General features: G+C 71.2%; 22 protein-coding genes and 2 tRNA genes. 7 read left to right on the top strand and 17 right to left on the bottom strand.

All coding sequences use genetic code 11. The features are described 5' to 3' along the window. Positions 1-23 precede the first annotated feature (23 nt). From ACFPZN_RS43690 to ACFPZN_RS43680, 3 genes are all read right to left on the bottom strand, one after another. Positions 24-371 (bottom strand): DUF3054 domain-containing protein, encoded by a 348-nt coding sequence (locus ACFPZN_RS43690; protein ID WP_378288653.1) that lies wholly within the window; start codon positions 369-371, stop codon positions 24-26. 250 nt (positions 372-621) lie between these two features. Then, positions 622-695 (bottom strand) — tRNA-Met (locus ACFPZN_RS43685). A gap of 32 nt (positions 696-727) precedes the next feature. Next, positions 728-1336, bottom strand: coding sequence for a TetR family transcriptional regulator (locus ACFPZN_RS43680; protein ID WP_378288651.1), 609 nt, complete (start codon positions 1334-1336; stop codon positions 728-730). A gap of 44 nt (positions 1337-1380) precedes the next feature. On the opposite strand from ACFPZN_RS43680, the gene ACFPZN_RS43675 reads away from it, so the two are divergent. Beyond that, the gene (locus ACFPZN_RS43675) at positions 1381-2574 is read left to right on the top strand and encodes a cytochrome P450 (protein ID WP_378288649.1); all 1194 of its coding nucleotides are present in this window, start codon (positions 1381-1383) and stop codon (positions 2572-2574) included. 1 nt (position 2575) lies between these two features. Here ACFPZN_RS43675 and pruA read toward each other — a convergent pair whose 3' ends face one another. Together pruA and ACFPZN_RS43665 are read right to left on the bottom strand one after the other, a co-directional pair. Further along, positions 2576-4204 carry an L-glutamate gamma-semialdehyde dehydrogenase gene (gene pruA, locus ACFPZN_RS43670; RefSeq protein ID WP_378288647.1) on the bottom strand — a complete coding sequence of 543 codons (1629 nt, stop codon included), beginning with the start codon at positions 4202-4204 and terminating at the stop codon, positions 2576-2578. Between the two features lie 11 nt (positions 4205-4215). Then, the gene (locus ACFPZN_RS43665) at positions 4216-5103 is read right to left on the bottom strand and encodes a proline dehydrogenase family protein (RefSeq protein ID WP_378288645.1); all 888 of its coding nucleotides are present in this window, start codon (positions 5101-5103) and stop codon (positions 4216-4218) included. Positions 5104-5180: 77 nt separating this feature from the next. On the opposite strand from ACFPZN_RS43665, the gene ACFPZN_RS43660 reads away from it, so the two are divergent. Further along, positions 5181-6275 carry a PucR family transcriptional regulator gene (locus ACFPZN_RS43660; RefSeq protein WP_378288643.1) on the top strand — a complete coding sequence of 365 codons (1095 nt, stop codon included), beginning with the start codon at positions 5181-5183 and terminating at the stop codon, positions 6273-6275. A 297-nt stretch (positions 6276-6572) separates the two neighbouring features. On the opposite strand, the gene ACFPZN_RS43655 is transcribed toward ACFPZN_RS43660, so the two are convergent. The 4 genes from ACFPZN_RS43655 to ACFPZN_RS43640 form a co-directional block, all read right to left on the bottom strand. Then, a tRNA-Met gene (locus ACFPZN_RS43655) sits at positions 6573-6646 on the bottom strand. A gap of 41 nt (positions 6647-6687) precedes the next feature. Beyond that, positions 6688-7740, bottom strand: a complete 1053-nt coding sequence (locus ACFPZN_RS43650; RefSeq protein ID WP_378288641.1) for a YlbL family protein — start codon at positions 7738-7740, stop codon at positions 6688-6690. A gap of 27 nt (positions 7741-7767) precedes the next feature. Then, the gene (locus tag ACFPZN_RS43645; RefSeq protein ID WP_378288639.1) at positions 7768-8208 is read right to left on the bottom strand and encodes a molybdenum cofactor biosynthesis protein MoaE; all 441 of its coding nucleotides are present in this window, start codon (positions 8206-8208) and stop codon (positions 7768-7770) included. Between the two features lie 10 nt (positions 8209-8218). After that, positions 8219-8776: a PPA1309 family protein gene (locus tag ACFPZN_RS43640; protein WP_378288637.1), complete on the bottom strand. Its 558-nt coding sequence runs from the start codon at positions 8774-8776 to the stop codon at positions 8219-8221. A gap of 119 nt (positions 8777-8895) precedes the next feature. On the opposite strand from ACFPZN_RS43640, the gene ACFPZN_RS43635 reads away from it, so the two are divergent. Continuing rightward, positions 8896-11832, top strand: coding sequence for a UPF0182 family membrane protein (locus ACFPZN_RS43635; RefSeq protein WP_378288635.1), 2937 nt, complete (start codon positions 8896-8898; stop codon positions 11830-11832). 351 nt (positions 11833-12183) lie between these two features. On the opposite strand, the gene ACFPZN_RS43630 is transcribed toward ACFPZN_RS43635, so the two are convergent. Beyond that, positions 12184-13266, bottom strand: a complete 1083-nt coding sequence (locus ACFPZN_RS43630) for an NAD-dependent epimerase/dehydratase family protein (protein ID WP_378288633.1) — start codon at positions 13264-13266, stop codon at positions 12184-12186. An 89-nt stretch (positions 13267-13355) separates the two neighbouring features. Between ACFPZN_RS43630 and ACFPZN_RS43625 the strand changes: the two genes are divergently transcribed. Continuing rightward, the gene (locus tag ACFPZN_RS43625) at positions 13356-14744 is read left to right on the top strand and encodes a zinc-dependent metalloprotease (protein WP_378288631.1); all 1389 of its coding nucleotides are present in this window, start codon (positions 13356-13358) and stop codon (positions 14742-14744) included. Between the two features lie 175 nt (positions 14745-14919). After that, a complete protein-coding gene (locus ACFPZN_RS43620) occupies positions 14920-15486 on the top strand; it encodes an NUDIX hydrolase (protein ID WP_378288629.1) in 567 nt (188 codons plus the stop codon). Here ACFPZN_RS43620 and ACFPZN_RS43615 read toward each other — a convergent pair. Both ACFPZN_RS43615 and ACFPZN_RS43610 read right to left on the bottom strand, forming a co-directional pair. Then, the gene (locus tag ACFPZN_RS43615; protein ID WP_378288628.1) at positions 15483-16193 is read right to left on the bottom strand and encodes a hypothetical protein; all 711 of its coding nucleotides are present in this window, start codon (positions 16191-16193) and stop codon (positions 15483-15485) included. The two genes, ACFPZN_RS43620 and ACFPZN_RS43615, sit on opposite strands and share 4 nt — an antisense overlap. After that, on the bottom strand, positions 16190-16762 hold the full coding sequence (locus tag ACFPZN_RS43610; protein ID WP_378288625.1) for a M48 metallopeptidase family protein: 573 nt from the start codon (positions 16760-16762) through the stop codon (positions 16190-16192). The genes ACFPZN_RS43615 and ACFPZN_RS43610 overlap by 4 nt, the downstream gene beginning before the upstream one ends. 268 nt (positions 16763-17030) lie before the next feature. Here ACFPZN_RS43610 and ACFPZN_RS43605 point away from each other — a divergent pair, with 268 nt between their 5' ends. Next, entirely contained in the window at positions 17031-17417 is a 387-nt protein-coding gene (locus ACFPZN_RS43605) for a hypothetical protein (RefSeq protein ID WP_378288623.1), read from the top strand. A 67-nt stretch (positions 17418-17484) separates the two neighbouring features. On the opposite strand, the gene ACFPZN_RS43600 is transcribed toward ACFPZN_RS43605, so the two are convergent. Continuing rightward, on the bottom strand, positions 17485-18285 hold the full coding sequence (locus ACFPZN_RS43600) for an enoyl-CoA hydratase/isomerase family protein (protein WP_378288621.1): 801 nt from the start codon (positions 18283-18285) through the stop codon (positions 17485-17487). Between the two features lie 249 nt (positions 18286-18534). On the opposite strand from ACFPZN_RS43600, the gene ACFPZN_RS43595 reads away from it, so the two are divergent. Further along, complete coding sequence (locus ACFPZN_RS43595; RefSeq protein WP_378288619.1) at positions 18535-19899, top strand: ABC1 kinase family protein; 1365 nt, start codon at positions 18535-18537, stop codon at positions 19897-19899. 432 nt (positions 19900-20331) lie between these two features. On the opposite strand, the gene ACFPZN_RS43590 is transcribed toward ACFPZN_RS43595, so the two are convergent. The 4 genes from ACFPZN_RS43590 to ACFPZN_RS43575 all read right to left on the bottom strand — a co-directional run bounded on the left by ACFPZN_RS43590 (position 20332) and on the right by ACFPZN_RS43575 (position 22556). Beyond that, positions 20332-20532: a hypothetical protein gene (locus ACFPZN_RS43590; protein ID WP_378288617.1), complete on the bottom strand. Its 201-nt coding sequence runs from the start codon at positions 20530-20532 to the stop codon at positions 20332-20334. Between the two features lie 97 nt (positions 20533-20629). Next, a complete protein-coding gene (locus ACFPZN_RS43585; protein ID WP_378288705.1) occupies positions 20630-20908 on the bottom strand; it encodes a WhiB family transcriptional regulator in 279 nt (92 codons plus the stop codon). A 118-nt stretch (positions 20909-21026) separates the two neighbouring features. Then, positions 21027-21440 (bottom strand): hypothetical protein, encoded by a 414-nt coding sequence (locus ACFPZN_RS43580; RefSeq protein WP_378288615.1) that lies wholly within the window; start codon positions 21438-21440, stop codon positions 21027-21029. 228 nt (positions 21441-21668) lie between these two features. Continuing rightward, positions 21669-22556 carry an acyl-CoA thioesterase gene (locus ACFPZN_RS43575; RefSeq protein ID WP_378288613.1) on the bottom strand — a complete coding sequence of 296 codons (888 nt, stop codon included), beginning with the start codon at positions 22554-22556 and terminating at the stop codon, positions 21669-21671. Between the last annotated feature and the right edge of the window lie 429 nt (positions 22557-22985).

The raw sequence follows: 22985 nt of genomic DNA, 5'->3' as shown, positions 1-22985 counted from the left end.
TCACCAGTGCCCGGGCCCGGCCGTCAACCGGAGAAACGATCAAAAAGGGCCCGCCACCCCAGAAGCACGGCCGCGAGGAACAGGGTCGCCACCACCACGAACGCGACCGCCGTCCCCTGCCCCGAAACCGCCCTGAGCAGCATCCCCACGACGAGCGTCGCCGCCCAGATCCCCACCCCCACGGGAAAGAGCACCGCCGGCCCCCTCCAGGCCCGGGTAACACCCCACCCCAAGGCCAGCCCCACCAAAAACGGCCAGGCCGCACCAGCAAACCCAACCAGGCCCAGCCCCTCATCATGCGAGGCCCGCCCGATCCCCACGAAGACCAGCACCGAACAAACATCCAGCCCGGCAGCCCACCCATTCCGCATACCCCAAAGCATATGAACGCCCGAGACCCATAAACACAAAGCGCCGGCTCAAAAACCCCGCACCCACCCGCACACCCACGACAACCGCCAAGGAAGGGCGCCCAGCGCCCGCCCAAAGGCCCCCCACACAAGGGGGCGTGGGGGCGGAGCCCCCACATCGGGGGTTCCAGGGGGTCGCCCCCCTGGGAGAAATGCGAAGGGTCCCCTTGGGAGGGCGCAAAGCGCCCGACCAAGGGGACCCCAGGACCAGTAGCGGGGGCAGGATTTGAACCTGCGACCTCTGGGTTATGAGCCCAGCGAGCTACCGAACTGCTCCACCCCGCGGCGTTGAGATAACTCTATGGGGCCCGGGGGGCTTAGGCAAACTGATTGGCGGCGAGCGCGGCGGTGAGCATGTCGGTGAGGTCGCGGACGAAGGCGTCGTGGCCGAGGTGGGAGTCGGCACGTCCGACGCGGTCGGCGAGGGCGGCGGTGAGGAAGGCGATGAAGACGGAGATGCGCTCCTGGGCGAGCGTCTCGGTGAGGAAGGCGCGGCAGCGGTCTTCGAGGGCGGCGAGCTGGGCCGCGAGGGCGGTGTCCTTGATCAGCGGCGGGAGGTTGTGGCCGCGGATGCCGGCCTGCCCGGCGACCTGGACGACGATGCGGAGGAAGTCGCGGCCCTGTTCGGTGCGGAGTTCGGCGGCGGTGGGTTCGACGATGGCGGCGACGACGGCGCGGAGCGGGGCCGTGCGGAGGGGGCCGAGGGAGGCGGCGCGGCCGGGCTCCATGCGTTCGACGCCGGCTTTGAGGATGGCGGCGAGGAGGCCGCCGCGGGAGCCGAAGTGGTAGGTGATCGCGGAGTCGTTGGCCTGGCCGGCGCGTTCGACGATGTCGCGGGTGCGGGCGCGGTCGACGCCTTCGGTGGCGAAGAGGCGGGCTCCGGCGGCCATGAGGCGTTCTCGGGTGGCGGTTGCGTCCTTCGGCACGCCGATGATACTAACAGGAGGCGTTAATAACGGAGGCCGTTACCATGTACGACCCGTTCTCCCCCGCCTTCCAGGCCGACCCGTACCCCGCCTACCGCCGGCTGCGCGACGAGGATCCGGTCCACCGGCACGACGACCCGCCGTTCTGGGCCCTGTCCCGCTTCGAGGACGTCTGGGCGGCCGTCCGCGACCCCGCCGCGTTCTCCTCCGCGCAGGGCCTGACCTTCTACCCCGACGAGATCGGCAGGCTCGGCCTCGCCCCGACGATCGTGATGCTGGACCCGCCCCGGCACACCGCGCTGCGCCGCCTGGTCAGCCACGGCTTCACGCCCCGCCGCGTCGCCGCCCTGGAGGACCGCCTGCGCGCGTTCGTCCGCGACCGGATCGCCGCCATGGAACGACGCGAAGCCGACGGCGAGCAGGCCGACCTGCACCGCGACTTCTCCTCGCCGATCCCCACCTACGCCCTGGCCCACCTGCTCGGCGTCCCCGAGCCGGACCGGGCGCGGTTCGCCCCCTGGGTCTCCGCGCTGACCACCCTCCAGGACGACGGCTTCACCGCCGCCTCCCTGAACGAGGCCGGCGCGGCCGACGCCGTCGCGGAGATGTTCGGCTACTTCACCGACGTGATCGCCGCCCGCCGCGCCGATCCGGGCGACGACCTGATCAGCGCGCTGACCGCCGCCGAGGCCGACGGCGAGAAGCTGACCGACTGGGACGTCCTCGGCTTCTGCTTCGTCATGGTCGCCGGCGGCAACGACACCACCGGCAACCTGATCTCCCACGCCGTCGCGCTCCTGGACGAGCACCCGGCCGAGCGCGAGAGACTGCTCGCCGACCCGGCCCTGATCACCGGCGCCCTCGTGGAGTTCCTCCGCCTGGAGGGGTCGGTGCAGGCCCTCGCCCGCACGACGACCAGACCCGTGACCCTCCACGACGTCGAGATCCCGGCGGGCCAGAAGGTGATGATGCTGTACGGCTCCGCCAACCGCGACGAGCGCGAGTTCGGGCCGGACGCGGATCGCCTGGACGTGACCCGCGCCATCCCGCGCCACCTCGGCTTCGCCACCGGAGTCCATTTCTGCATCGGATCCCACCTGGCCAAACTGCAAGCCAGAGTAGCCCTGGAAGAGCTTCTCTCCCGTCACCCGAACATAGGCGTCGACAGGACGAGGGCCGTCCGCATCCATTCCCCGTTCACCCGGGGCTGGCGATCGCTCCCGGCCACGAACCTCTGACTCAGCCCATGTGCGGGTAGCGGTGGTCGGTGGCCGGGACGAAGGTCTCCTTGATGGAACGCGGCGACGTCCAGCGCAGCAGGTTGAGAATCGACCCGGCCTTGTCGTTGGTCCCGGACGCGCGACCGCCGCCGAAAGGCTGCTGCCCCACCACGGCCCCGGTGGGCTTGTCGTTGACGTAGAAGTTGCCGGCCGCGAACCGCAGCACCTCGGCCGTCCGGGCGATCGCCGCCCTGTCCTGGGCGATGACCCCGCCGGTCAGCGCGTACGCCGACACCGACTCCAGTTGCGCCAGGACCTCCTCGTACCGTTCGTCGTCGTAGACGTGAACGCCGAGGATGGGCCCGAAATACTCGGTCTTGAAAATATCGTTCGTGGCATCGTCCGAGACCAGCACGGTCGGCCGCACGAAATACCCCACCGAGTCGTCATAAGTACCACCCGCCACGATCTCGACCGCCGGGTCGGCCTTCGCCCGCTCGATCGCCTCACGATTCTTGGCGAACGCCCGAGCATCGATGACGGCACCCATGAAATTGCCGAAATCGCTGACATCACCCATCGCCAAGCCCTCGACCTCCTCCACGAACTCCTCCGCGAACCCACCTTCCCAGATGGACCGCGGAATGTAGGCCCGCGAGGCCGCCGAGCACTTCTGCCCCTGATATTCGAACGCGCCCCGTACCAGCGCCGTCTTGAGCACCGCGGGATCGGCCGACGGATGGGCGACCACGAAGTCCTTCCCACCGGTCTCGCCCACCAGCCGCGGGTAACTCCGATAGCCGGAGATGTTCTCGCCCACCGCCCGCCACAGCTTCTGGAACGTCGCCGTGCTCCCGGTGAAATGGATTCCGGCCAGTTCCGGATGGACCAAGGCGACCTCCGAGACGGCGACCCCGTCACCGGTCACCAGGTTGATGACCCCGGGCGGCAGGCCGGCCTCCTCCAGGAGCCGCATCAGCAGAACGGCCGAGTACGTCTGCGTCGGCGACGGCTTCCACACCACCACGTTCCCCATCAGCGCGGGCGCGGTCGGCAGGTTCCCGGCGATCGCCGTGAAGTTGAACGGGGTGATCGCGTACACGAACCCCTCCAGCGGCCGGTGGTCGCTGCGGTTCCACACGCCCGGCCCGCTGATCGGCTGCTCGGCCAGGACCCGCCGGGCGTAGTGGACGTTGAACCGCCAGAAGTCGACCAGCTCGCAGGGGCTGTCGATCTCCGCCTGCTGCACCGTCTTGCCCTGGCCCAGCATGGTCGCCGCCAGCAGCGTCTCGCGCCACGGCCCGGCCAGCAGGTCGGCCGCCCGCAGGAAGATCGCCGCACGGTCGTCGAACGCCATCGCCCGCCACCCGGGCGCCGCCGCGAGCGCCGCACCGATCGCGTCCCGCGCATCGCCCTCCGTCGCGGTCCCGAACGTGCCGAGCACGTCCGAGTGCCGGTGCGGCTGGACCACCTCGACCTTGGGCCCGGCACCCATCCGCCGCACGCCCCCGATCGTCATGGGCAGGTCGATCGGCGCGGCCTGCAACTCGGCCAGCTTCGCCTCGAGCCGCGCCCGCTCGGCGCTGCCCCGAGAGTAAGCACGCACGGGCTCGTTAACGGGCTCGGGCACACGGGTCACAGCGTCCATGAGTACCTCCATCAGACAAACGAGCGGAGAAAGAACACGAGATTGGCGGGACGTTCGGCCAGCCGCCGCATGAAGTAGCCGTACCAATCGGCCCCGTAGGGGACGTAAACGCGCACGCGCTCCCCGGCGCCGACCAGCCGCCGCTGCTCGGCGGCGCGGATCCCGTACAGCATCTGGAACTCGTACGACCCGGGCTCCCGCCCCCTCGCCAACTCCAGGGCGATCTCGATCATGCGGGGATCGTGCGTGGCCACCATCGGATACCCGTCCCCGCGCATCAGCAGCCGCAGCGCCCGCACATACGCACGGTCGATCTCACGCCTGCTCCCGTACGCGACCGACTCCGGCTCCGCGTAGGCGCCCTTGACGAGCCGCACCCGCGACCCGGCGAGCTCCCGGAGATCCCCCTCACTGCGCCGCAGCATCGCCTGGATCGCCACGCCCACCCAGGGGAAGTCCACCCGCAGTTGCCGGACCACCTCCAGGGTCGCGTCCACCGTCGTGTGGTCCTCCATGTCGACCGTGACCGTCATCCCGGCGAGCTCCGCCGCCTCGCAGACCGACCGGGCGTTCTCCAGCACCAGCCCCCGATCCACCGCCAGCCCCAGAGCCGACAACTTCACCGAAGCCTCGGCGTCCCACCCCTCCAGAGCCGCGAACAACTCCAGGTAGGCGTCCCGAGTACGCTCCGCCTGCGCCCTGTCCAGGGTGTCCTCGCCGAGATGGTCCAGCGTCACCGCGAGCCCGTCACCCGCCAGCTCCCTGACCGCGGCGACCGCCCCGCCGAGATCCTCCCCGGCCACGAACCGGTCGACGACCCCCCGGCTGAGCGGAAACCCCGTGACCAGACTCCGGACCCGCCGCGAACGCGCGGCCGCCAGAAGAAGAGGACTGAGCATAAGACGGACGTTAGATTCCGTTCACCAACAGCCCATACAGTCAAATGCCACTTTCTAGAGAACCCCTCACCATACAAATGTCTGAACGCGACGACCTGCAGGACCTCGTGGAGACGGCCGCCGATCTCCTGAGGGCCCCCGCCACGCTCGAAGACCGCGACTTCCACCTGGTCGCGTACGCGGCGCACGGCCCCACCATCGACCCCGTCCGCACCGACTCGATCCTGCACCGCCGCTCGACCTGGGAGGTCCGCGCCCGCTTCGAGCAGCACGGCATCGCCCGCGCCACCGGCCCCGTCCGCATCCCCGCCGACCCCGAGGCGGGCCTGCTCGCCCGGCTCTGCCTGCCCGTCCGCTGGAACGGCGTGACCTACGGCTACCTGTGGCTCCTGGACGACGACCAGCACATCACCCCCGCCATGACGGCCCAGGCCGCGCCCCTCACCGAACGCGCCGCCCTCCTGATGGCCCGCCAGACCAGGGACCGCGACGACCTCGGCTGGAAGCTGGCCGACCTGCTGACCGTCCGCCCGGACGTGCGCGCCCAGGCCACCAGCGAACTGGCGGAGGTCATCAAACCCCCGTTCGCCGTGGCCGTCCTGCGCGGCGACGACCTGGCCCCCCTCAACCCCTGGCTGCTCCCCCGCAGCGCCGTCACCACCGTGTGGGAAGGCGACCACATCCTGGTGACCCCGCCCGCCAACGCCGTCCACATCATCGAACGGGCCCGCCAGCTCCTCCTGGAACGCAGGCAGTCGCCCACCTACGCGGGCCTGTTCAGCCCCTGCACCAGCCTCGCCGGCATCCGCGAAGCCTGGCTGCGCGCCCGCGTGGCCGCCCGCACCGCCGCCGACGGCGAGACCCGCACCTGGTCGTCCCTGGGCGCCCTGCGCCTGCTCCGCTGCGCCGACGACGCCACCCTCGCCGCATCGGCGATCCCGCCCCAGCTAACGCCGCTCCTGGACCACCCCGAACTCACCGAGACCGCCCGCACCTACCTGGACCTGGCCGGCGGCGTCCAGGAAACGGCCCGCGACCTGAACATCCACCGCCAAACCCTCTACCACCGCCTGCGCCGCATAGAGGAACTGACGAACCTCTCCCTCTCCAACGGCCAGGACCGCCTCACCCTCCACCTGGCGCTGACCCTCCACCCCCACCTCAATACGTGACCGACCGCCGAACCAAGCAGTTCGCCCCGGACGACGTCCGGGGACCGCGGCTGCACGGTCGTCATGCCTGACAGAGGCAACCCAGCAGGAAGCGTCCCTAAAGCCCGCAACCACCCGCAGAAACCCAACAACCGCCAAGGAAGGGCGCCCAGCGCCCGACCAAAGGCGCCACGCGCAAGGGGGCGTGGGGGCGGAGCCCCCACATCGGGGGTTCCAGGGGGTCGCCCCCCTGGGAGAAACGCGAAGGGCCCCCTCGGAAGCAAGCGCAGCTTGCGACCAAGGGGACCCCAGGACCAGTAGCGGGGGCAGGATTTGAACCTGCGACCTCTGGGTTATGAGCCCAGCGAGCTACCGAACTGCTCCACCCCGCGGCGTTGAGATAACTCTAGGGCATGGCGGGTGGGGTGCCAAATCAGTTCCCCCCGCAGGAGGGGACGGCGCCCTTGCCGCTGTTGATGGCGTTGATGGCGCCGATGGTGCCCTTGAGGGTGTCGGCGCGGACGAGGCGGAGGCCGTCGGGGCGAGCCTTGACGGCGTCGGGGCAGTTGTCCTTGGGGGTGAGGAAGACGGTGGCGCCGGCGCGGCGGGCGGCGATCATCTTCTGCTGGATGCCGCCGATGGGGCCGACCTGGCCCTGGGGGGTGATGGTTCCGGTGCCGGCGATGAAGGTGCCGCCGGTGAGTGGGCCGGGGGTGAGCTTGTCGACGATGGCGAGGGAGAACATCAGGCCGGCGCTGGGGCCGCCGACGTCGCCCACACTGATGTTGATCTTGAAGGGGAAGCGGTACTGGTCGCTGAGGACGATGCCGACGACGGCGCGCTTGCCGTCGGGGGCGGCGGCGGTGGTGAGGGTGGTCTTCTCCTCCTTGCCGCCGCGCTTGTAGGCGACGGTGACCGGGTCGCCGATCTTCCGCTTGGCCATGAGGCCGGTGACGGCGGAGACGTTGGCGACGGCGGTGCCGTCGACCGCGGTGATCTCGTCGCCGGGGCGCAGCTTGCCGTCGGCGGGCAGGCCCTTCTGGACGGAGTCGACGATCGCCTGCGTCGGGACCTTGATGCCGAGTTCGTGGAGGGCGGCGGCCTCGGCGCTCTGCTGGGAGTCGCGCATCTGGCGGGTGTTCTCCTCGTCGACCTGCCGCTGCGACTCGTTCTTGGGGAAGATCGTCTCTTCGGGGACGATGGCGACATCGCCGTCCAGCCAGCCCTGCAGGGCGCTGAACAGGTCGATGCGGCTGCCCGGACCGCCCCGGTACGTGACGGTCGTGAAGTTCAGGTGGCCCTTGTCGTCGTAGGTCTGCCGCCCCTCGATCCTGACGAGGGGCTCACCCTTCTCGTTGGTGCCGAGGGTGTTGCTCGTCGGACCGGGCATGAGCGCGACGTACGGGACGGGCATGAGGGAGCCCACCAGCGCCAGCACCATGACGAGAGCGCTGGCGACGGCGAGCGTGGCGGCACGACGAGACATGCGGAAACTCTATGCGGGAACGGGTGTTCAGCAGGCCCCGACCCACTCGTCGCCGCCGTCGGCGAACCGCTGGTGCTTCCAGATGGGCACCTGGGCCTTGAGGTCGTCGATGAGGCGGCGGCAGGCGTCGAAAGCCTCGGCGCGGTGGGGGCAGGACGCGGCGACGACGACGGCGAGGTCGCCGATGTCCAGGTCGCCGACGCGGTGGACGGCGGCGAGGGCCTTGACGGGGAAGTCGGCGGCGACCTTCTCCATGACGGCGCGGAGTGTCTGTTCGACGGTGGGGTGGGCGCTGTAGGAGAGGCGGCTGACGGCGCGCGCGTGGTCGGAGTCGCGCACGGTGCCGACGAAGAGGGCGACGCCGCCGGCCCCGGGGTGGCCGACGGCGGCGAAGACCTCGTCGATCGACAGCGGCGTCTCGCGGACGCCGATCAGCCTGATGACTTCCTGTCCGCTGTCCTCGTTCACGTTCCGCAGGCTACCCGGCGGCCGGAACGCCGGGCAGGGCGCCCGGTGCGTCGGGTTCGTCCGGGTCGAAGGTGGCGGCGAGGGCGTCCGCCAGACCGGGGACGAGGTCGGCACCGAGCAGGACCTCGTCGTCGACGTCGTGGCGGCGCAGCCTGAGCGCGGCGTGCCGGGTGCCGTCCCGCAGCACTCCGACGATCATGCGGACGTCCTCGCGGGCGGGGTGCCTGGCGGCCCATTCGGCGGCCTCGTCCTCGTCCTCGGGGATCTCGTCCTCGGCTTCGGGGGGCAGCACGACGCGTTCGAGGACGAGGGCGCAGCCGGCGACCGCGTCCGGCCAGGCGATGGTGGCGAGGGCGTCCTCGACGGCGGCCTGTTCGGGGAGCGCGGGCTGCTCCAGGGCGGCGAGGGTGTCGGTGTCGGCGCTCAGGCCCAGCTGGTCGGCCAGCTCCGGTTCCGCACGGCGCAGTTCGGCGCTCTCCACCAGGGCGTAGAGGCGCGGGGCGGCATCCCAGCCCTCCTGCGCGGTGTGGCGTTCCAGATCCTGTACGACTTCTTCCAGAAGACTCACGGGCCCATCTTTCCCCCAATCGGCGGGAGGAAATGCGGGAACCCCCCGTCTACTCGGTAAGTTGCATAGACAGCACCGGCGGGCGGCCGGTGGGCACGACCCTTCGAACGGAGAGGCCCTTGACGTTCCGGACCCCCTCATTCGGGCGCCGGCTGGGGAACGGCCGGAGCCGGCTGGTGCTACCGGTCCTGGTGGTACTGGCGGTGCTACTGGTCGCCTTCCTGCTGTTCACCTCGATCTGGACGAACCTCCTGTGGTACCGCTCGGTCGGCTTCTCGTCGGTCTACACGACCGAGCTGTGGGCCAAGGTGCTGCTGTTCTTCGGATCGGGCGCGCTGATGGCGCTGCTTGTGGGCGCCAACATGGTGATCGCGTACCGGCTGCGGCCGGCGTACCGGCCGCTGTCGGTGGAACAGCAGGGGCTGGAGCGCTACCGCGCGGTCGTCGATCCGCGCCGCAAGCTGATCGCCGCCGGGCTGCTGGGCCTGCTGGGGCTGCTGACGGGTTCGTCGGTGGCCGGGCAGTGGCCGGTGTTCCTGGCGTGGCTCAACCGCACGCCGTTCGGCGTGAAGGACCCGCAGTTCCACAAGGACGTGTCCTTCTACGTCTTCACCTACCCGTTCCTGCGGCTGCTGCTGGGCGTGCTGTTCGCGACGGTGATCCTGTCGATCCTGGCCGCGCTGATGGTGCACTACCTGTACGGCGGGCTGCGGCTGCAGGGCCCCGGCGACAAGGCCAGCCCTCCGGCGCGCGCGCACCTGTCGGTGCTGGTGGGGCTGTTCGTGCTGATGAAGGCGGTGGCGTACTGGTTCGACCGGTACGGCCTGGTGCATTCCGAACGGGGCGCGACGACGGGCGCCTCGTACACCGACATCAACGCGCTGCTGCCGGCCAAGACGATCCTGGCGGTCATCGCGGTGATCTGCGCCGCGATGTTCTTCAGCAACATCGTGCGGCGCGGGATGATGCTGCCGGGCGTGGGCTTCACGCTGCTCGTGCTGTCGGCGGTCCTGGTCGGCGGGGTGTACCCGCTGGCGATCCAGCAGTTCCAGGTCCGGCCGGACGAGCTGGCCAAGGAGCGCGAGTACATCCAGCGCAACATCGCGTTCACCCGCAAGGCGTACGGGGTGGAGAACACCAAGGTCACCACCGAGTACGGCGCGCGTCCCGAGACCGACCCGAAGAAGCTGCAGACCGAGGCCGAGCAGCTGGGCGGGGTGCGGCTGCTCGACCCCAACGTCGTGGGCGAGACGTTCCAGCAGCTGCAGCGGATCCGGCCGTTCTACCGGTTCCCCGACACCCTGGACGTCGACCGCTACAAGGTCGGCGACCGGAACGTGGACGCGATCGTGGCGCTGCGGGAGCTGTCGGGCGCCCCGGCCGGGCAGCGCAGCTGGGTCAAGGACCGGATGGTCTACACGCACGGGTACGGCTTCGTGTCGGCGTACGGCGACCGGTTCGCCAACGGCGGCGTGCCCGAGTTCCTGACCAAGGACATGCCGCAGGCGCCGAACTCGCAGGTCAAGGTGGACCGGCCGCAGATCTACTTCGGCGAGCGGTCGCCGGCGTACTCGGTCGTCGGCGGCGCGGGGCAGCAGGAGCTTGACTACCCCGACAACAGCCCGGCGGGCCAGAAGAACACCACCTACGAGGGGCGCGGCGGCGTCCCGATCGACTCGTTCTTCAACAAGCTGCTGTTCGCGACCAGGTTCCAGGAGAAGAACCTCCTGCTCTCCGGCGCGATCAACGACAATGCCAAGATCCTCTACAACCGTCATCCGCGGGACATGGTGCAGCGGGCGGCGCCCTGGCTGACGCTGGACGGCGACCCGTACCCGGCCGTGGTGAACGGCCGGATCCTGTGGATCCTGGACGGCTACACCACCTCCGGCGCCTACCCGTACTCCGAGCAGACCAGCCTCGGGGACGCCACCCGCGACACCATCACCGACACGCGCTCGGCCGTGGCCCGGCAGGCCAACGACCGGATCAACTACATGCGCAACTCGGTGAAGGCGACGGTGGACGCCTACGACGGCCAGGTGCGGCTCTACCAGTGGGACGAGAACGACCCCATCACCAAGACGTGGATGAAGGTCTTCAAGGACACCGTCCAGCCGCGCAACACCATCCCGCCGGAGCTGGAGAGCCACTTCCGCTACCCGCTCGACCTGTTCAAGGTGCAGCGGCAGATCCTCACCAAGTACCACGTGACGGACGCGGCGGCGTTCTACAACGGCGAGGGCTTCTGGGAGGTGCCGGAGGACCCGGGCGCGAAGGGCCGGCGCCAGCCGCCGTACTACCAGAGCCTGCGGATGCCGGGCACCGACGGCCCGGACTTCTCGCTGACCACGGTGTTCAACCCGCGGGAGAACCCGAACCTGGCGGCGTTCATGTCGATCGGCTCGACACCGGGCCGCAACTACGGGCAGATCGAGGTCCTGCAGCTGCCGCGGAACTCCCCGGCGCAGGGCCCGGGCCAGGTGCAGAACTCCTTCGAGACCGATCCGAAGGTCAAGAACGAGCTGTTCGCCCTACGCCAGGGCGGCACCCGGACCGTGCCGGGCAACATGCTCACGATCCCGTTCGGCAACGGGGTGCTGTACGTGGAGCCGATGTACGCCATGGCGGCGGGCACGGCCGAGCAGCAGCCGTACCCGCTGCTGGGCAAGGTGCTGGTGCGGTTCGGTGACAGGATCGCCTCGGGCAACAACATGAGCGAGGCGATGGAGCAGCTGCTGGGCGGCATCTCGGCGGCCCCGCCGCCGTCCAACACCCAGCCGGGCCAGAACCAGCAGGGCGGCACACCGCAGCTCACCCAGCAGGCGCAGCAGGCGATCGACGAGCTGGAGTCGGCGGTCGGCGCCTACGAGAAGGCCCAGAAGGAGCTGAACTACCCCGAGATGGGCAAGGCCTGGGAGCGGATCAAGAAGGCCCGCGACGCCCTGGCCGCGGCCCAGCAGACCGCCGGCCGCCCGGCCGCAGGCGCAACCCCGAGCCCCAGCCCGTCCCCCTCAGGCTCCCCCTCCCCGTCAGCCTCACCCAACCAAGACTGACCACCACGACACCGGAGAAGGGCCGCGCGACAGATGCCACGCGGCCCTTCGCCTTTTCCCCCGAGTAACAAGCTCAGCCGTCGGCCAAGCCCCGAACGGTGGCTCGGGCGTGCGATCGCGTCCGAAGGCAGTTCCGAGCCTGCGAGGAAACTGATCGCGGAGCGAGCCGCCAGGCGAGTTCGGAGCGATGCAGCGATCGCCGCGTTCGCGACAAGCGACGAGCCCCCAGGCGAGGAGCGCAGCTCGCGAACGCAATAAGCACAGCGAGTTCGGAGCGATGCAGCGATCGCCGCATGCGCGACAAGCGACGAGCCGCCAGGCGAGGAGCGCAGCTCGCGCATGCAATAAACACTACCGGCGCCGTTTTCGGGCGCGGCGGATGGCGGCGGCGGCGCCGATCGCGGCGACGGTGGCGCCCGCGGCGGTGGCCATGGTGGCCTCCTTGCCGCCGACGCGGCGGCCGACGACGGCGTGCCGTCCCGCGCCCTCCTCCATGAGCGTCCGCAGCGCGGTGGCGTTGTCGTAGGCGGGTTTCCATCCGGCGGCGCGCAGGCGGGCGCAGTCGACGACCCACGGGTAGGCGACGTAGTGCAGGTCGGTGGCGGGGGCCGGGGTCATGCCGAGGCGGTGGAGCCGCTGCGCCATGCCGAAGGTCAGCGCGGCGGGGAGTTCGAAGGTGCGCTTGCCGGTGATCTCGGTGACCTCCTCCGGGCCGAGCCAGCCTTCGCAGCCGACCCCGATGGGCCCGGTCAGGCTCTCGGCGACGACGAGTTCGAGCGCGGACGCCAGGTCCTCGATGTGGCAGAACTGCCAGCCGGGGGTGCTGCCCTTCACCGACAGCAGCCGGGGCGCCTCGAAGTGCCGGGTGATCACGGTGTCGACGCCCGGTCCCACCAGTGCCGCGGGCCGTACGACCGTGACCTCCAGGCCGGGGTGGCTGAGGCGTGCCCCGGCGGCCAGTTCCTCGATCTCGACGTAGTCGCCGGCGATGCTGGTGTTGGCCTCGGCCAGCATCGGGGCGTCCTCGGGCAGCGGGATCTGGTTGTCGGGGCCCGCGCCGTACACCATGGCGCTGGTGACCAGCACCACCCGGCGCACGCGGGCCGCGGCGGCGGCGGTCACGACCGTCTGGGCGCCCCGCACGTTGTGGGTGCGGCGCTCGCGCGGGTCCAGCTCGGGCGAGCGGCGCAGGTCGAGGTTGACGATCACGTCCACGTCGGAGAGCCGGTTGGACAGCAGCGGGTCGCGGATGTCGGTCACCCGCCAGGTCACGTTCGGCACGTCGCCGCGCTGCTCGTCGATCGCGACGACCTTGCGGACGGCCTCGTGCCCGGCCAGCCGGGCGGCCAGCAGGCGGCCCGCCCCGGTGGCCGCTCCGGTGACGGCGACGACCGGGCCCTTGCTACGCCCAGGGCGAACCTTGCCCGTTGCCACGGAGCTGCCCCCTTCCTTGTGTTCGCGACTTCGCCGGGACCGGCTAACGTTGCGGATATGAGCCCATCATGCATCCCAGGGGCGAACCGATGAGTGACACTCCCTTCGGCTTCAACCGTCCCGGCAACGACGACGGTGACGACGACAAGCCCCAGGATCCATTCAAGGCCATGGGCGGCGACATGCAGCAGTTCGCCGACATGCTGCACCGCTTCGCCGACATGATCGGCAGCCAGGGTGCTCCCGGCGCCGGCGGTGGCCCGCTGAACTGGGATCTGGCCAAGAACATAGCCCGCCACGCGGTGGCCGAGCAGGGCGACCCCTCGGTCGTGGACGCCGAGCGCCGTCAGGTCGAGGAGGCGCTGCGGCTGGCCGACCTGTGGCTGGACGAGGGCACCACGCTCCCGGCGGGGATCCGCAGCCCGAAGGCGTGGAGCCGCTCGGAGTGGATCGAGCAGACGCTGCCGGTGTGGTCGAAGGTCTGCGACCCGATCGCGACCCGCATGGTCGAGTCGATGGGCGGGGCGCTGGGCTCGGGCGACATCCCCGCCGACATGCAGGCGATGGCCGGTCCGCTGATCGGCATGGTCAAGCAGATGGCGGGCGCGATGGTGGGCGGCCAGGCGGGGCAGGCGCTGGGTGCGCTGGCCCGCGAGGTGGTCGGGTCGTCCGATGTGGGCCTGCCGCTGGCGCCGGAGGGCGTGGGGGCGCTGCTGCCCGCCGGGGTGGAGGCGTTCGGCGAGGGCCTGGAGATCTCCGATGACGAGGTGCGGCTGTACCTGGCGCTGCGGGAGGCCGCGCACCAGCGGCTGTTCGCGCACGTGCCGTGGCTGCGCGCCCATCTGCTGCGCGCGGTCGAGGACTACGCGCGGGGCATCACCGTCGACCTGTCGGGCATCGAGCGGGCCGTGCAGGGGCTCGACCTGAGCAACCCGGAGGCGATCCAGCAGGCGCTCGGCGGCGAGCTGCAGCTGACGCCGGAGGAGACGCCGCAGCAGAAGGCGGCGCTGGCCCGGCTGGAGACCAGCCTCGCGCTGATCGAGGGCTGGGTGGACACGGTGGTCAACCAGGTCGCGGGCGACCGGCTGCCCGGCTCGGTGAAGCTGGCCGAGGCGGTGCGGCGGCGCCGCGCCACGGGCGGGCCGGCCGAGCGCACCTTCGCCACGCTGGTGGGTCTGGAGTTGCGGCCGCGGCGGCTGCGCGAGGCGGGCGCGCTGTGGCGCAGCCTCACCGAGGCGCGCGGCGTGCAGGGCCGGGACGCCATCTGGGAGCACCCCGACCTGCTGCCGAACGCCGAGGATCTCGACGACCCCGAGGGGTTCGTGCACGGCCGGGACCTGATCGAGGGCTTCGACCTGGACATCTCCGCGCTGACCGGCGAGGCGAAGCCGGACGAGAGCAAGGGCGAGGACGACGAGAGCGGCGGCAAGGGCGGCGGGGACGGCGAGCCCGGTGACGGCCCGGGGTCCCGCGCGTGAGGTCGCGTCCGGGCCGCTCGCGCGTACCCGGCTGCCGGTTCACACCGGAGACCGCGTCCGCGCAGGTCAGAAGGCGTGTGGCGGGGGCCGGGCTGTGCTGGCAGCGGCCGCGTGATCAGGAGCGGCGGCGCCGCCACCCGGTGAACTCGCTGTATCCGCGTGTGAGCCGCCGCGTATGACGGGTCCGTCGCCGGGCCCGCTGCACGCGGACGCCGTACGGGTGCTGGAGGGGTGGCGGGCGCCGGACGAGCGCCAGGAGAAGCTCCGCCGCGACTTCCTGCGCCATCTGGCCGATCATCCGGACGGAACGTTCCGGGAGTGCGTGGCCGGGCACATCACCGCCAGCACGATCGTGGTGGACGAGTCCCGGACGCGGGTGCTGCTGACCCTGCACCGCAAGATCAGGGCGTGGCTCCAGCTGGGCGGGCACTGCGAGCCCGGCGACGCCACGCTGGCGGGGGCGGCGCTGCGGGAGGCGACCGAGGAGTCGGGGATCGACGGGCTGCGGCTGCGGCCCGTGCCCGCGCAGCTCGACCTGCACGCCGTCCGCTGCCATCCGGAGGGGTCGTGGCATCTGGACGTGCAGTTCGTGGCGCTGGCGCCCGCGGACGCCCGGCACGCGATCAGCGCCGAGTCGGAGGATCTGCGCTGGTTCCCGGTGGACGCCCTGCCCGAACCGACCGACGACGCCGTCCGGCGGCTGGCCCGTCTGGCGTCGTCCCGGTCCGGCACGGCGGGTTAGCGCAGCGGGTGGCCCTGGAGGAGGGCGCGGGTGTTCTCCCAGCCCTCCAGGCCGGGGTCGAGCAGGCGCATGTCGGCGGGCGTGCGGAGGCGGTGCCAGCCGGGGCCCTGCGGGACCAGCCCCGGACGGGGCGCGGCGGTGCGCAGCCGGGCCAGTGCGTCGGGGGTGTCGAGATCGACGTCGCCGAGGGCGGCGGCCAGCCACCCGGGCAGCGGCAGCCGTGCGGCCAGCGCGACCAGCCCGTGCGGCGTGCCGCGACGGTGTTCGTGCCGCGGCGGGCCCGCGTCCAGGGGGCCTTCGGCCTGGCAGGCGGCGGCCGGGGCGTCGCCGAGGGCGCGGAAGAGCTTGCCGATCAGCAGCGGCGGGAGGTCGGGGGCGTCGGAGGCCAGCAGCACGGCTTCCTCGGCGCCCAGCGCGTGCAGGGCGGCGAACGCGGCGGCGAGACCGTGCTCCCGGACGATCGCGGTGCCGGGCCAGGTGATCGCCTCGGCGGCGGGCTGCCCGGGAGGGTCCAGCACCAGCGCGGGCGTGACCAGTTCCAGGCCGGCCACGACCTCGTAGGTGTCCTCCAGGAGCGCGAGGCGGAACTCCTCGGGATCGATTCCCGGCGGGCTCGGGCTCGGGGCGGCGCCGTCCGGGTCCTCGACGGACAGGACGGCGGCGTAACGGCGGGAGGCGGGGGACGACGGGCCGGGGCCGGAACTCACCCGGCGACCCCGTGGTGGCACTCGGGAGGCAGCTCTTCGTCACCGGCGGCGCCGTCGGCGTCCATCTCCATCGGCAGGTGGGCGGCGGCGGCCACGCCCTCGAGGTAGCCGCGGGCCCGCTCGGCCTTGGGATAGTTGCCGACCAGCTTCCAGAAGTCGGCGCCGTGCCCGGGGACCAGCAGGTGCGCCAGCTCGTGCACCAGCACGTAGTCGACGACCCAGGACGGCATGCCACGCAGCCGTGTGGAGAGCCTGATGGTGCCGTCGTCAGGCGTGCAGGACCCCCAGCGGGTGCGCTGGTTGCCGACCCAGCGGACGCTGGCGGGAACGGCGCGGCCGCCGAGATGGCGCCTGGACAGTTCGCGTGCCCGCACTTCCAGGTCGGCGTCGGAGGGGCGGCGACGGCGTTCGCGCTCCTCGAGCCGTTCGAGGATGGTCGCGATCCACTGCTCCTCCTCGGCCTTGGTCAGCCGGGAGGGCAGCATCACCACGACCTTGTCCCCATCGCGGTATGCGGACACCGTCCGCCGGCGGCGGTTACTGCGGCGGACCTCTACGTTAGGGGGCACTCCAGAACCGTACCTAAAAATTTGCTTCCTCCACAGGGGGTGTTGGGAGTTTCCGCAGGTCAACCGGCCTGTTTTCAAGCATCCCCATACTGTTTCCACAGTGTCTCCGCGCGGTTTCCACACCGACTGCCCAATGGGCCCCACCTCCCGTCCGCAGCGTGGCGCCGACGCTCGCCGGGGCCGCGCGCGTTCCGGAAGGTCGCCGCTTGATCCGTTCGCTGCCGGGTACGAAGGGGGCGTTCACGACCGAAATGCGACATGAGCAGGGGTGATCACGCTGACAGGGCACCAGCGGCGGCAGGCCAGCGGCACCGGTGCGGAGACCGCGCCGGAGATCCTGGAAGGGCCGGACGGCACCCGGCTCGGCACCCCGCCCCCGTCCCTGGGACGCCGCGTGGGCGGCGGCATCGCGGGCGCGGTCGCCGGAGGGGCGGCGGGCCGGGTGCTCCGGCCGGTGGCACGCAAGATCGCCCAGCGGTACGGGCTCCCGCCGGGCGCGGTGGTCCGCGTGACGGAGATCGCCGCGCCGATGCTGCTGTCGGCGGCGATGGAACGCCTGGCCAGGCACAGGGCGCGCGCCAGAACGGGCACGACGGCCGAGGACGCGAAGGCGGAACTCCCCCCGGACGAGCCCCCCGGCCCGATCAAGCTCTGACCCGCCTCGACCCCGGCGGGGCGGGCCGTTTCGAGGCGGCCCCGCCGGGGTCGTCCGTTCGGCGCGCCTACTCGCCGGTGAAGACCGGGCGGCGCTTCTCGCGCTGGGCCGCCAGGCCCTCCACCATGTCCTTGGACGCCATGGTGACCGGCTGGGCGAGGGATTCCCAGCGCAGCGCCGACTCCATGTCGGGATGGCCGCCGTTCGAGAGGGCCACCTTGGTCAGCCGGGTCGCGATCGGCGCCTGCGCGGCGATCTGGCCCGCCACGTCCAGGGCCTCCTGCAGCACCAGTTCGCGCGGGACGGCCCGGTTGACCAGCCCGTGCGACTCGGCCTGCGATCCGCTGACGGCCCGTCCGGTGAACAGCAGCTCGCGGGCCAGCGGCAGCCCGGCCACCTCCGGCAGCAGCCAGGTCGTGGCCATGCCCGGGTGCAGTCCGAGGGCGGTGAACGGCACCAGCAGCTTGGCGTCGGCCGCCGCGTACCGCAGGTCGCAGGCCAGCGCGAGCGCGAACCCGGCTCCGACCGCATGCCCGTTGATCGCCGCGATCGTCGGCACCTCCAGGGCGCGGATCGTCAGCCAGGTCCGGTAGAACTCCAGCATCCGGTCGCGCAGCGGCGGAACGGCGATCGCGTTGCTGTCGGCCAGGAAGCCCAGGGCGCCCCCCGAGGAGAACGCGGTTCCGGCGCCGGTGACGACCACGCAGCGCAGGCCCGTGTCGGCGCGCAGGGCGGCGATGGCGTCCTTCCAGGCGGCGGTCATCTCGTCGGACATGGCGTTGCGCCGGTCCGGGTCGTTCAGGGTGAGGACGGCGACGCCGTCGGGACGGCGCTCCACGAGCAGGACATCGGACAGCTCTTCGGGCATGGCCCGCACGCTATCGCCCCCGCCACCCCGCGCTGCGCACCGGCCTCGCCCACGCGCGTGCGGCGCGGTCGTCCAGGCCGGGCACGGCTCTCACGCGCGCATGCGCAATATCACAGATCGGGCCACGGCGTGAGAAAGCGCACACTTACCGCATTGTCGCAGGTCGCCGCCGCGCACCGGAGGAAGGCGCCGGGGCGGTTGCCGTATCGTTGTAGCGGAAACGGAAGCGGATCACCGACAATGGTCGGCGTGAGCGATCTCCCCCGCCGCGCGGTGACGCGGTCCGCAAAGCTGGCGTCCCTCCCGCTCGGTTTCGCCGGGCGCACCGCGCTGGGGGTCGGGAAACGCACCTTCGGCCGCCCCGCCGAGGCCGTCGCCATGGAGATCCAGCAGCGCACCGCCGAGCAGCTGTTCAAGGTGCTCGGCGAGCTCAAGGGCGGGGCGATGAAGCTCGGCCAGATGCTGTCGATCTTCGAGGCCGCGCTGCCGCCGGAGATCGCCGGACCGTACCGGGCCACGCTCACCAAGCTCCAGGAGGCCGCGCCGCCGCTGCCGGCCGCCGCCGTCCACAAGGTCCTGGCGGAGGGGCTCGGCCAGGACTGGCGGGAGCGGTTCGAGTCGTTCGACGACGAGCCGGCCGCCGCCGCCTCGATCGGCCAGGTGCACCGGGGCGTGTGGGAGGACGGCCGCGCGGTCGCCGTCAAGGTCCAGTACCCCGGCGCCGGGAAGGCCCTGATCAGCGACTTCAACCAGCTCGCCCGGCTGGCCAAGCTGTTCTCGGTGCTCATGCCCGGCCTGGACGTCAAGTCGATGCTGGCCGAGCTGAAGGAGCGGGTCGCCGAGGAGCTCGACTACACCGTCGAGGCGGCCTCGCAGACCGCGGTCCGCGAGGCGTACCCGGCGGACGACCCCGACTTCTACATCCCCGAGGTCATCGCCCAGTCCGGCGACGTGCTCGTCACCGAGTGGATCGACGGCACCCCGCTCTCGAAGATCATCAGCTCGGGCGACGAGGAGGAGCGCAACCACGCCGCCCTGCTGTACTGCCGCTTCCTGCTGTCGGGCCCCAAGCGGTCGGGCATGCTGCACGGCGACCCGCACCCCGGCAACTTCCGCGTCATGGCCGACGGCCGCCTCGGGGTGATGGACTTCGGCGCCGTCGACCGGATCCCCGAGGACTTCCAGTACCGGATGGGCCGCCTGCTGCGCATCGGCACCATGGCCGACATCGACCAGGTCGAGGAGGCGCTGCGCCGGGAGGACTTCATCCGCGAGGGCGTGGACGTCGACGCCGAGTCCCTGCACGCGTTCCTGGCCCCGATCACCGAGCCGTTCGTGAACGACACGTTCAAGTTCAGCCGCGAGTGGCTGCGCGACATGGCCGCCCGGGTCACCGACCTGCGCCCGACCAACGTCGTCCGCCAGCTCAACCTGCCGCCGGAGTACGTGATCGTCCACCGCGTGCTGTCGGCCGGCACCGGCGTGCTGTGCCAGCTCGAATGCGAGATCCCGGCCCGCGCCGAGTCCCTCCGCTGGATCCCGGGCTTCGCCGACGAGGACGCCCCGGCCGAGATCACCGCCGCGGCCGACGAGGACGACGAACTGGCCGGCTGACCCGCACTCTTTTGCCCCTCAGGCAGGAGTCGTCCCCGCTCGGGGACTCGATGTCGAGCGGGGCCTCGGGCCTGTCCAGAGGTGGCACCAGCAACCGCGCGAAGCGCGATGTCGCGATCGAGCGGGGCCTCGGGCCTGTCTCGAAGTGGCCTCAGCGACCGCGCGGGCGCGCTACCTGGGCGGTGAGGCGGCAGATCGCGAAGCGATGTCGCGCTCGCCAAGGCCCGTCAGGTGCGAGCCGCCAGGCGAGCGCCGTAGGCCGGGACTTTGAAGCGGGCCCCGCGCGTTGATGAGACGCGCGGGGCCCGCTTTCGTGCGTGCCCGGCGAGGGGGTCGCCGGGCACGCCTCCGGAGGCCCGCACGGGAGGCCGCCCGGCCGCCAAACCATCCAAGAAGAGCGGCGGCGGCCTGCCACCGTGCGGGCTTCGTCGTTTACCTGTGGCCGGTCTCGCGAGCGGGCCGGGACACGTAAGGGTCCCCGGCCGAGGTGGGCGCCAGCAGGGCGCGCCGGACGCGGGCCGCCCGCGTCCTGGCGTCCCGGCGCGCGCGCCGCAGGGCGCGCACCCGCTGTGCCAGCTCCACCTCAGCACCCGGTATTCGTTCCCGGGACAGGTCCTGGCTGAGCAAGTTCATCTGGTTCTCCCCGGCGGCCCGGGGGCACGGCCCCTGTACGGGGACCGTGCCCCCGATCTCCACACGGTCGAGTGTCGGTATGGCGGTCACGTGGTCCTCACACGGCCACTTCGTCCGGGACCGGGTTCTTCCGCGGACGGCCACGGGGCCGCTTGCGCGGAACGATGACACCGCGGACGAACAGCTCGCCGCCCCATACGCCCCAGGGCTCCTTGCGCTCAAGGGCGCCGGCGAGGCACTCCTTGCGGAGCGGGCACTCCAGGCACAGGGCCTTGGCGAGCTCGACGTCGGCGGGAGCCTCGGCGAAGAACAGCTCCGGGTCGGTCCGGCAGGGAAGGGTGAGGTCCTCCTCGCTCACTGCGAGAGCCCCCTGCATCACAGTCACCCTGATTCCTCTCGTTGGTTCGCAACGGGTGTGTCGGTGCGTTTTTGGCAAACAAGAAGGCCGCGGATCCGGTGTCTGGATCCGCGGCCTGGGGGCTTGCCGGTGTCTTCTAGACCGGTCGCCTCCAGGGGTACGGACCCTTGCCACCCTTGATCGAGATGGCGTCCACGTGGGCCGTGGCCGGAGCGCTGGGGTTGGCGCCTTCGAGGTGTTCGAAGACGGTCCGCCCCTGCTCGTCCTGGACTCGCTGCACGCCTTGCCGAACAGACGCTGTACGCAGTCGCATGCCGAACAGGTCGGCCTCGGACCGCGCGGTGCCGCGCATGGCATCGCCGCGCAGCGCCGCCGCGCCGCCGGACACGCCACCCACCACGTCATGACGCGGGGGGCACACGGCGGCCACTGGCTGGAGGGCGCTCCACGGCTGGACGGCGAACATGGCGCCGCCGCCATACCTCATCGAGGAGCCGGCGGGGCAGGCGCGCGTCCAGGACTGCGCTGATTTGATCAACATCGTGCTCACCGGACCGCACACCACCTTCCTGGCTCCTTGGGGCCCGTCCGCCGGATCCAAGATCCATCGTCGGGCCGTCTGATCGCTCGCGTACGAGAGTACGGCCACTTCCGCAAATCAATCAAGGTATTTTTGACCTGCGGTTTTGTGGGTCACTTCACGGGCCTCGAAGAGAACCGGGCCCCCGATTCGACCGTCTAAGTCAGTGATGACGGCTTCGTCATCATCCTTGAATACTCAAGGGATTTGGGGCTCCCCCTGAGGCTCGGCCGAGGTCCTGATGAGACCCTCCTGCATGACCGACACGACCAGGTCGCCGTTCTGCGTGAACACCTGGCCCCTGGCCAGGCCGCGGGCGCTTCCGGCGAACGGGGTGTCCTGGTAGTAGAGCAGCCAGTCGTCGGCGCGGAACGGCCGGTGGAACCACATGGCGTGGTCGAGGCTGGCGCCCATCGTCCGCTGGTCGCCCCACGCGAGCCCCTGGTTGAGCAGCACGGTGTCGAGCAGCGTCATGTCGGAGGCGTAGGTCATCAGGCACACGTGCAGCATCGGGTCGTCGGGCAGTTCGCCGTCCACCTTGAGCCACACCTTCGACTCGGGCGTCCTCAGGGCCGGGTCCTTGGCCGCCTCCCAGGTGAGCGGCGTGGCGTGCCGGACGTCGAAGGGCCGTCCCTCCACGAACTCCACGGCGCCGCGCTCCCCGAACAGCGGCGTGAACCGCTCGAGCGCGGTCGGCAGCGTCTCGGGGTCGGGCGCCTCGGGCATGGCGGCCTGGTGCGCGGGGCCGTCCTCGACGATCTGGAACGAGGCGGACAGGCTGAAGATCGCCTTCCCGTGCTGGATGGCCAGCACCCGCCGGGTGGTGAACGACCTCCCGTCCCGCACCCGGTCGACGGTGTAGACGATCGGGACCAGCGGGTCGCCCGGCCGGATGAAGTAGGCGTGCAGCGAGTGCACGGGCCGGTTCACCGGGACGGTCCGTCCCGCGGCGACCAGCGCCTGCCCCGCCACCTGCCCGCCGAAGACACGCTGCCGGCGCTCCTCGGGACTGCGGCCGCGGAAGATGTCGTTCTCGATCTGCTCGAGGTCGAGCAGCTCCAGCAGTGCCTTCAAGGAAGCCTTCACACCAGCGATTCTCCCAAACAATCCGAAGTGACCGCACTCTCCCCCAACCCGGCCGACACCCGAGCACGTTTCCGTCTCTCAGAAGCCATCCGCACAAGCACCCCACTTACCCCGCCCACCTCGCAGCAAGCCCTCAGGCTGTGTCTCAAAGTCCCGGCCTACGGTGCTCGCCTGGCGGCTCGCCCCTAACCGGGCCTTGGCGAGCGCGGCATCGCTTCGCGATCTGGACGGTGATGCTCGTCTCCGGCATCGCACCACCGTCCAGGTAACGCGCTCGGGCGGCACCTGAGGCCACTTCGAGACAGGCCCTAGTAGGACTTTGTTAGTTCGGTATCATATGGGATGATCTTGGTGTGACTCCGGCTGAGCTGGCTGAGGTTCGTGGCCGTCTTGAGGACTTCGCGGGTGAGATTTTCACGCCGTTCGCGC

The organism is Actinomadura rugatobispora (assembly GCF_042656285.1).
GTDB classification, from domain to species: domain Bacteria; phylum Actinomycetota; class Actinomycetes; order Streptosporangiales; family Streptosporangiaceae; genus Spirillospora; species Spirillospora rugatobispora.
The sequence above is the reverse complement of the archived record's forward strand: the minus strand, read 5'-3'. Positions and strand labels throughout refer to the sequence as shown.

What these genes read in the sequence shown, in the direction of transcription:
- ACFPZN_RS43660 (WP_378288643.1), top strand. Translation starts at nt 5,181, where the DNA reads ATGTCTGAACGCGACGACCTGCAGGACCTCGTGGAGACGGCCGCCGAT.
- pruA (WP_378288647.1), bottom strand. Translation starts at nt 4,204, where the DNA reads ATGGACGCTGTGACCCGTGTGCCCGAGCCCGTTAACGAGCCCGTGCGT.
- ACFPZN_RS43665 (WP_378288645.1), bottom strand. Translation starts at nt 5,103, where the DNA reads ATGCTCAGTCCTCTTCTTCTGGCGGCCGCGCGTTCGCGGCGGGTCCGG.
- ACFPZN_RS43585 (WP_378288705.1), bottom strand. Translation starts at nt 20,908, where the DNA reads ATGCAGGGGGCTCTCGCAGTGAGCGAGGAGGACCTCACCCTTCCCTGC.
- ACFPZN_RS43675 (WP_378288649.1), top strand. Translation starts at nt 1,381, where the DNA reads ATGTACGACCCGTTCTCCCCCGCCTTCCAGGCCGACCCGTACCCCGCC.
- ACFPZN_RS43600 (WP_378288621.1), bottom strand. Translation starts at nt 18,285, where the DNA reads ATGCCCGAAGAGCTGTCCGATGTCCTGCTCGTGGAGCGCCGTCCCGAC.
- ACFPZN_RS43650 (WP_378288641.1), bottom strand. Translation starts at nt 7,740, where the DNA reads ATGTCTCGTCGTGCCGCCACGCTCGCCGTCGCCAGCGCTCTCGTCATG.
- ACFPZN_RS43590 (WP_378288617.1), bottom strand. Translation starts at nt 20,532, where the DNA reads ATGAACTTGCTCAGCCAGGACCTGTCCCGGGAACGAATACCGGGTGCT.
- ACFPZN_RS43625 (WP_378288631.1), top strand. Translation starts at nt 13,356, where the DNA reads ATGAGTGACACTCCCTTCGGCTTCAACCGTCCCGGCAACGACGACGGT.
- ACFPZN_RS43690 (WP_378288653.1), bottom strand. Translation starts at nt 371, where the DNA reads ATGCGGAATGGGTGGGCTGCCGGGCTGGATGTTTGTTCGGTGCTGGTC.
- ACFPZN_RS43620 (WP_378288629.1), top strand. Translation starts at nt 14,920, where the DNA reads ATGACGGGTCCGTCGCCGGGCCCGCTGCACGCGGACGCCGTACGGGTG.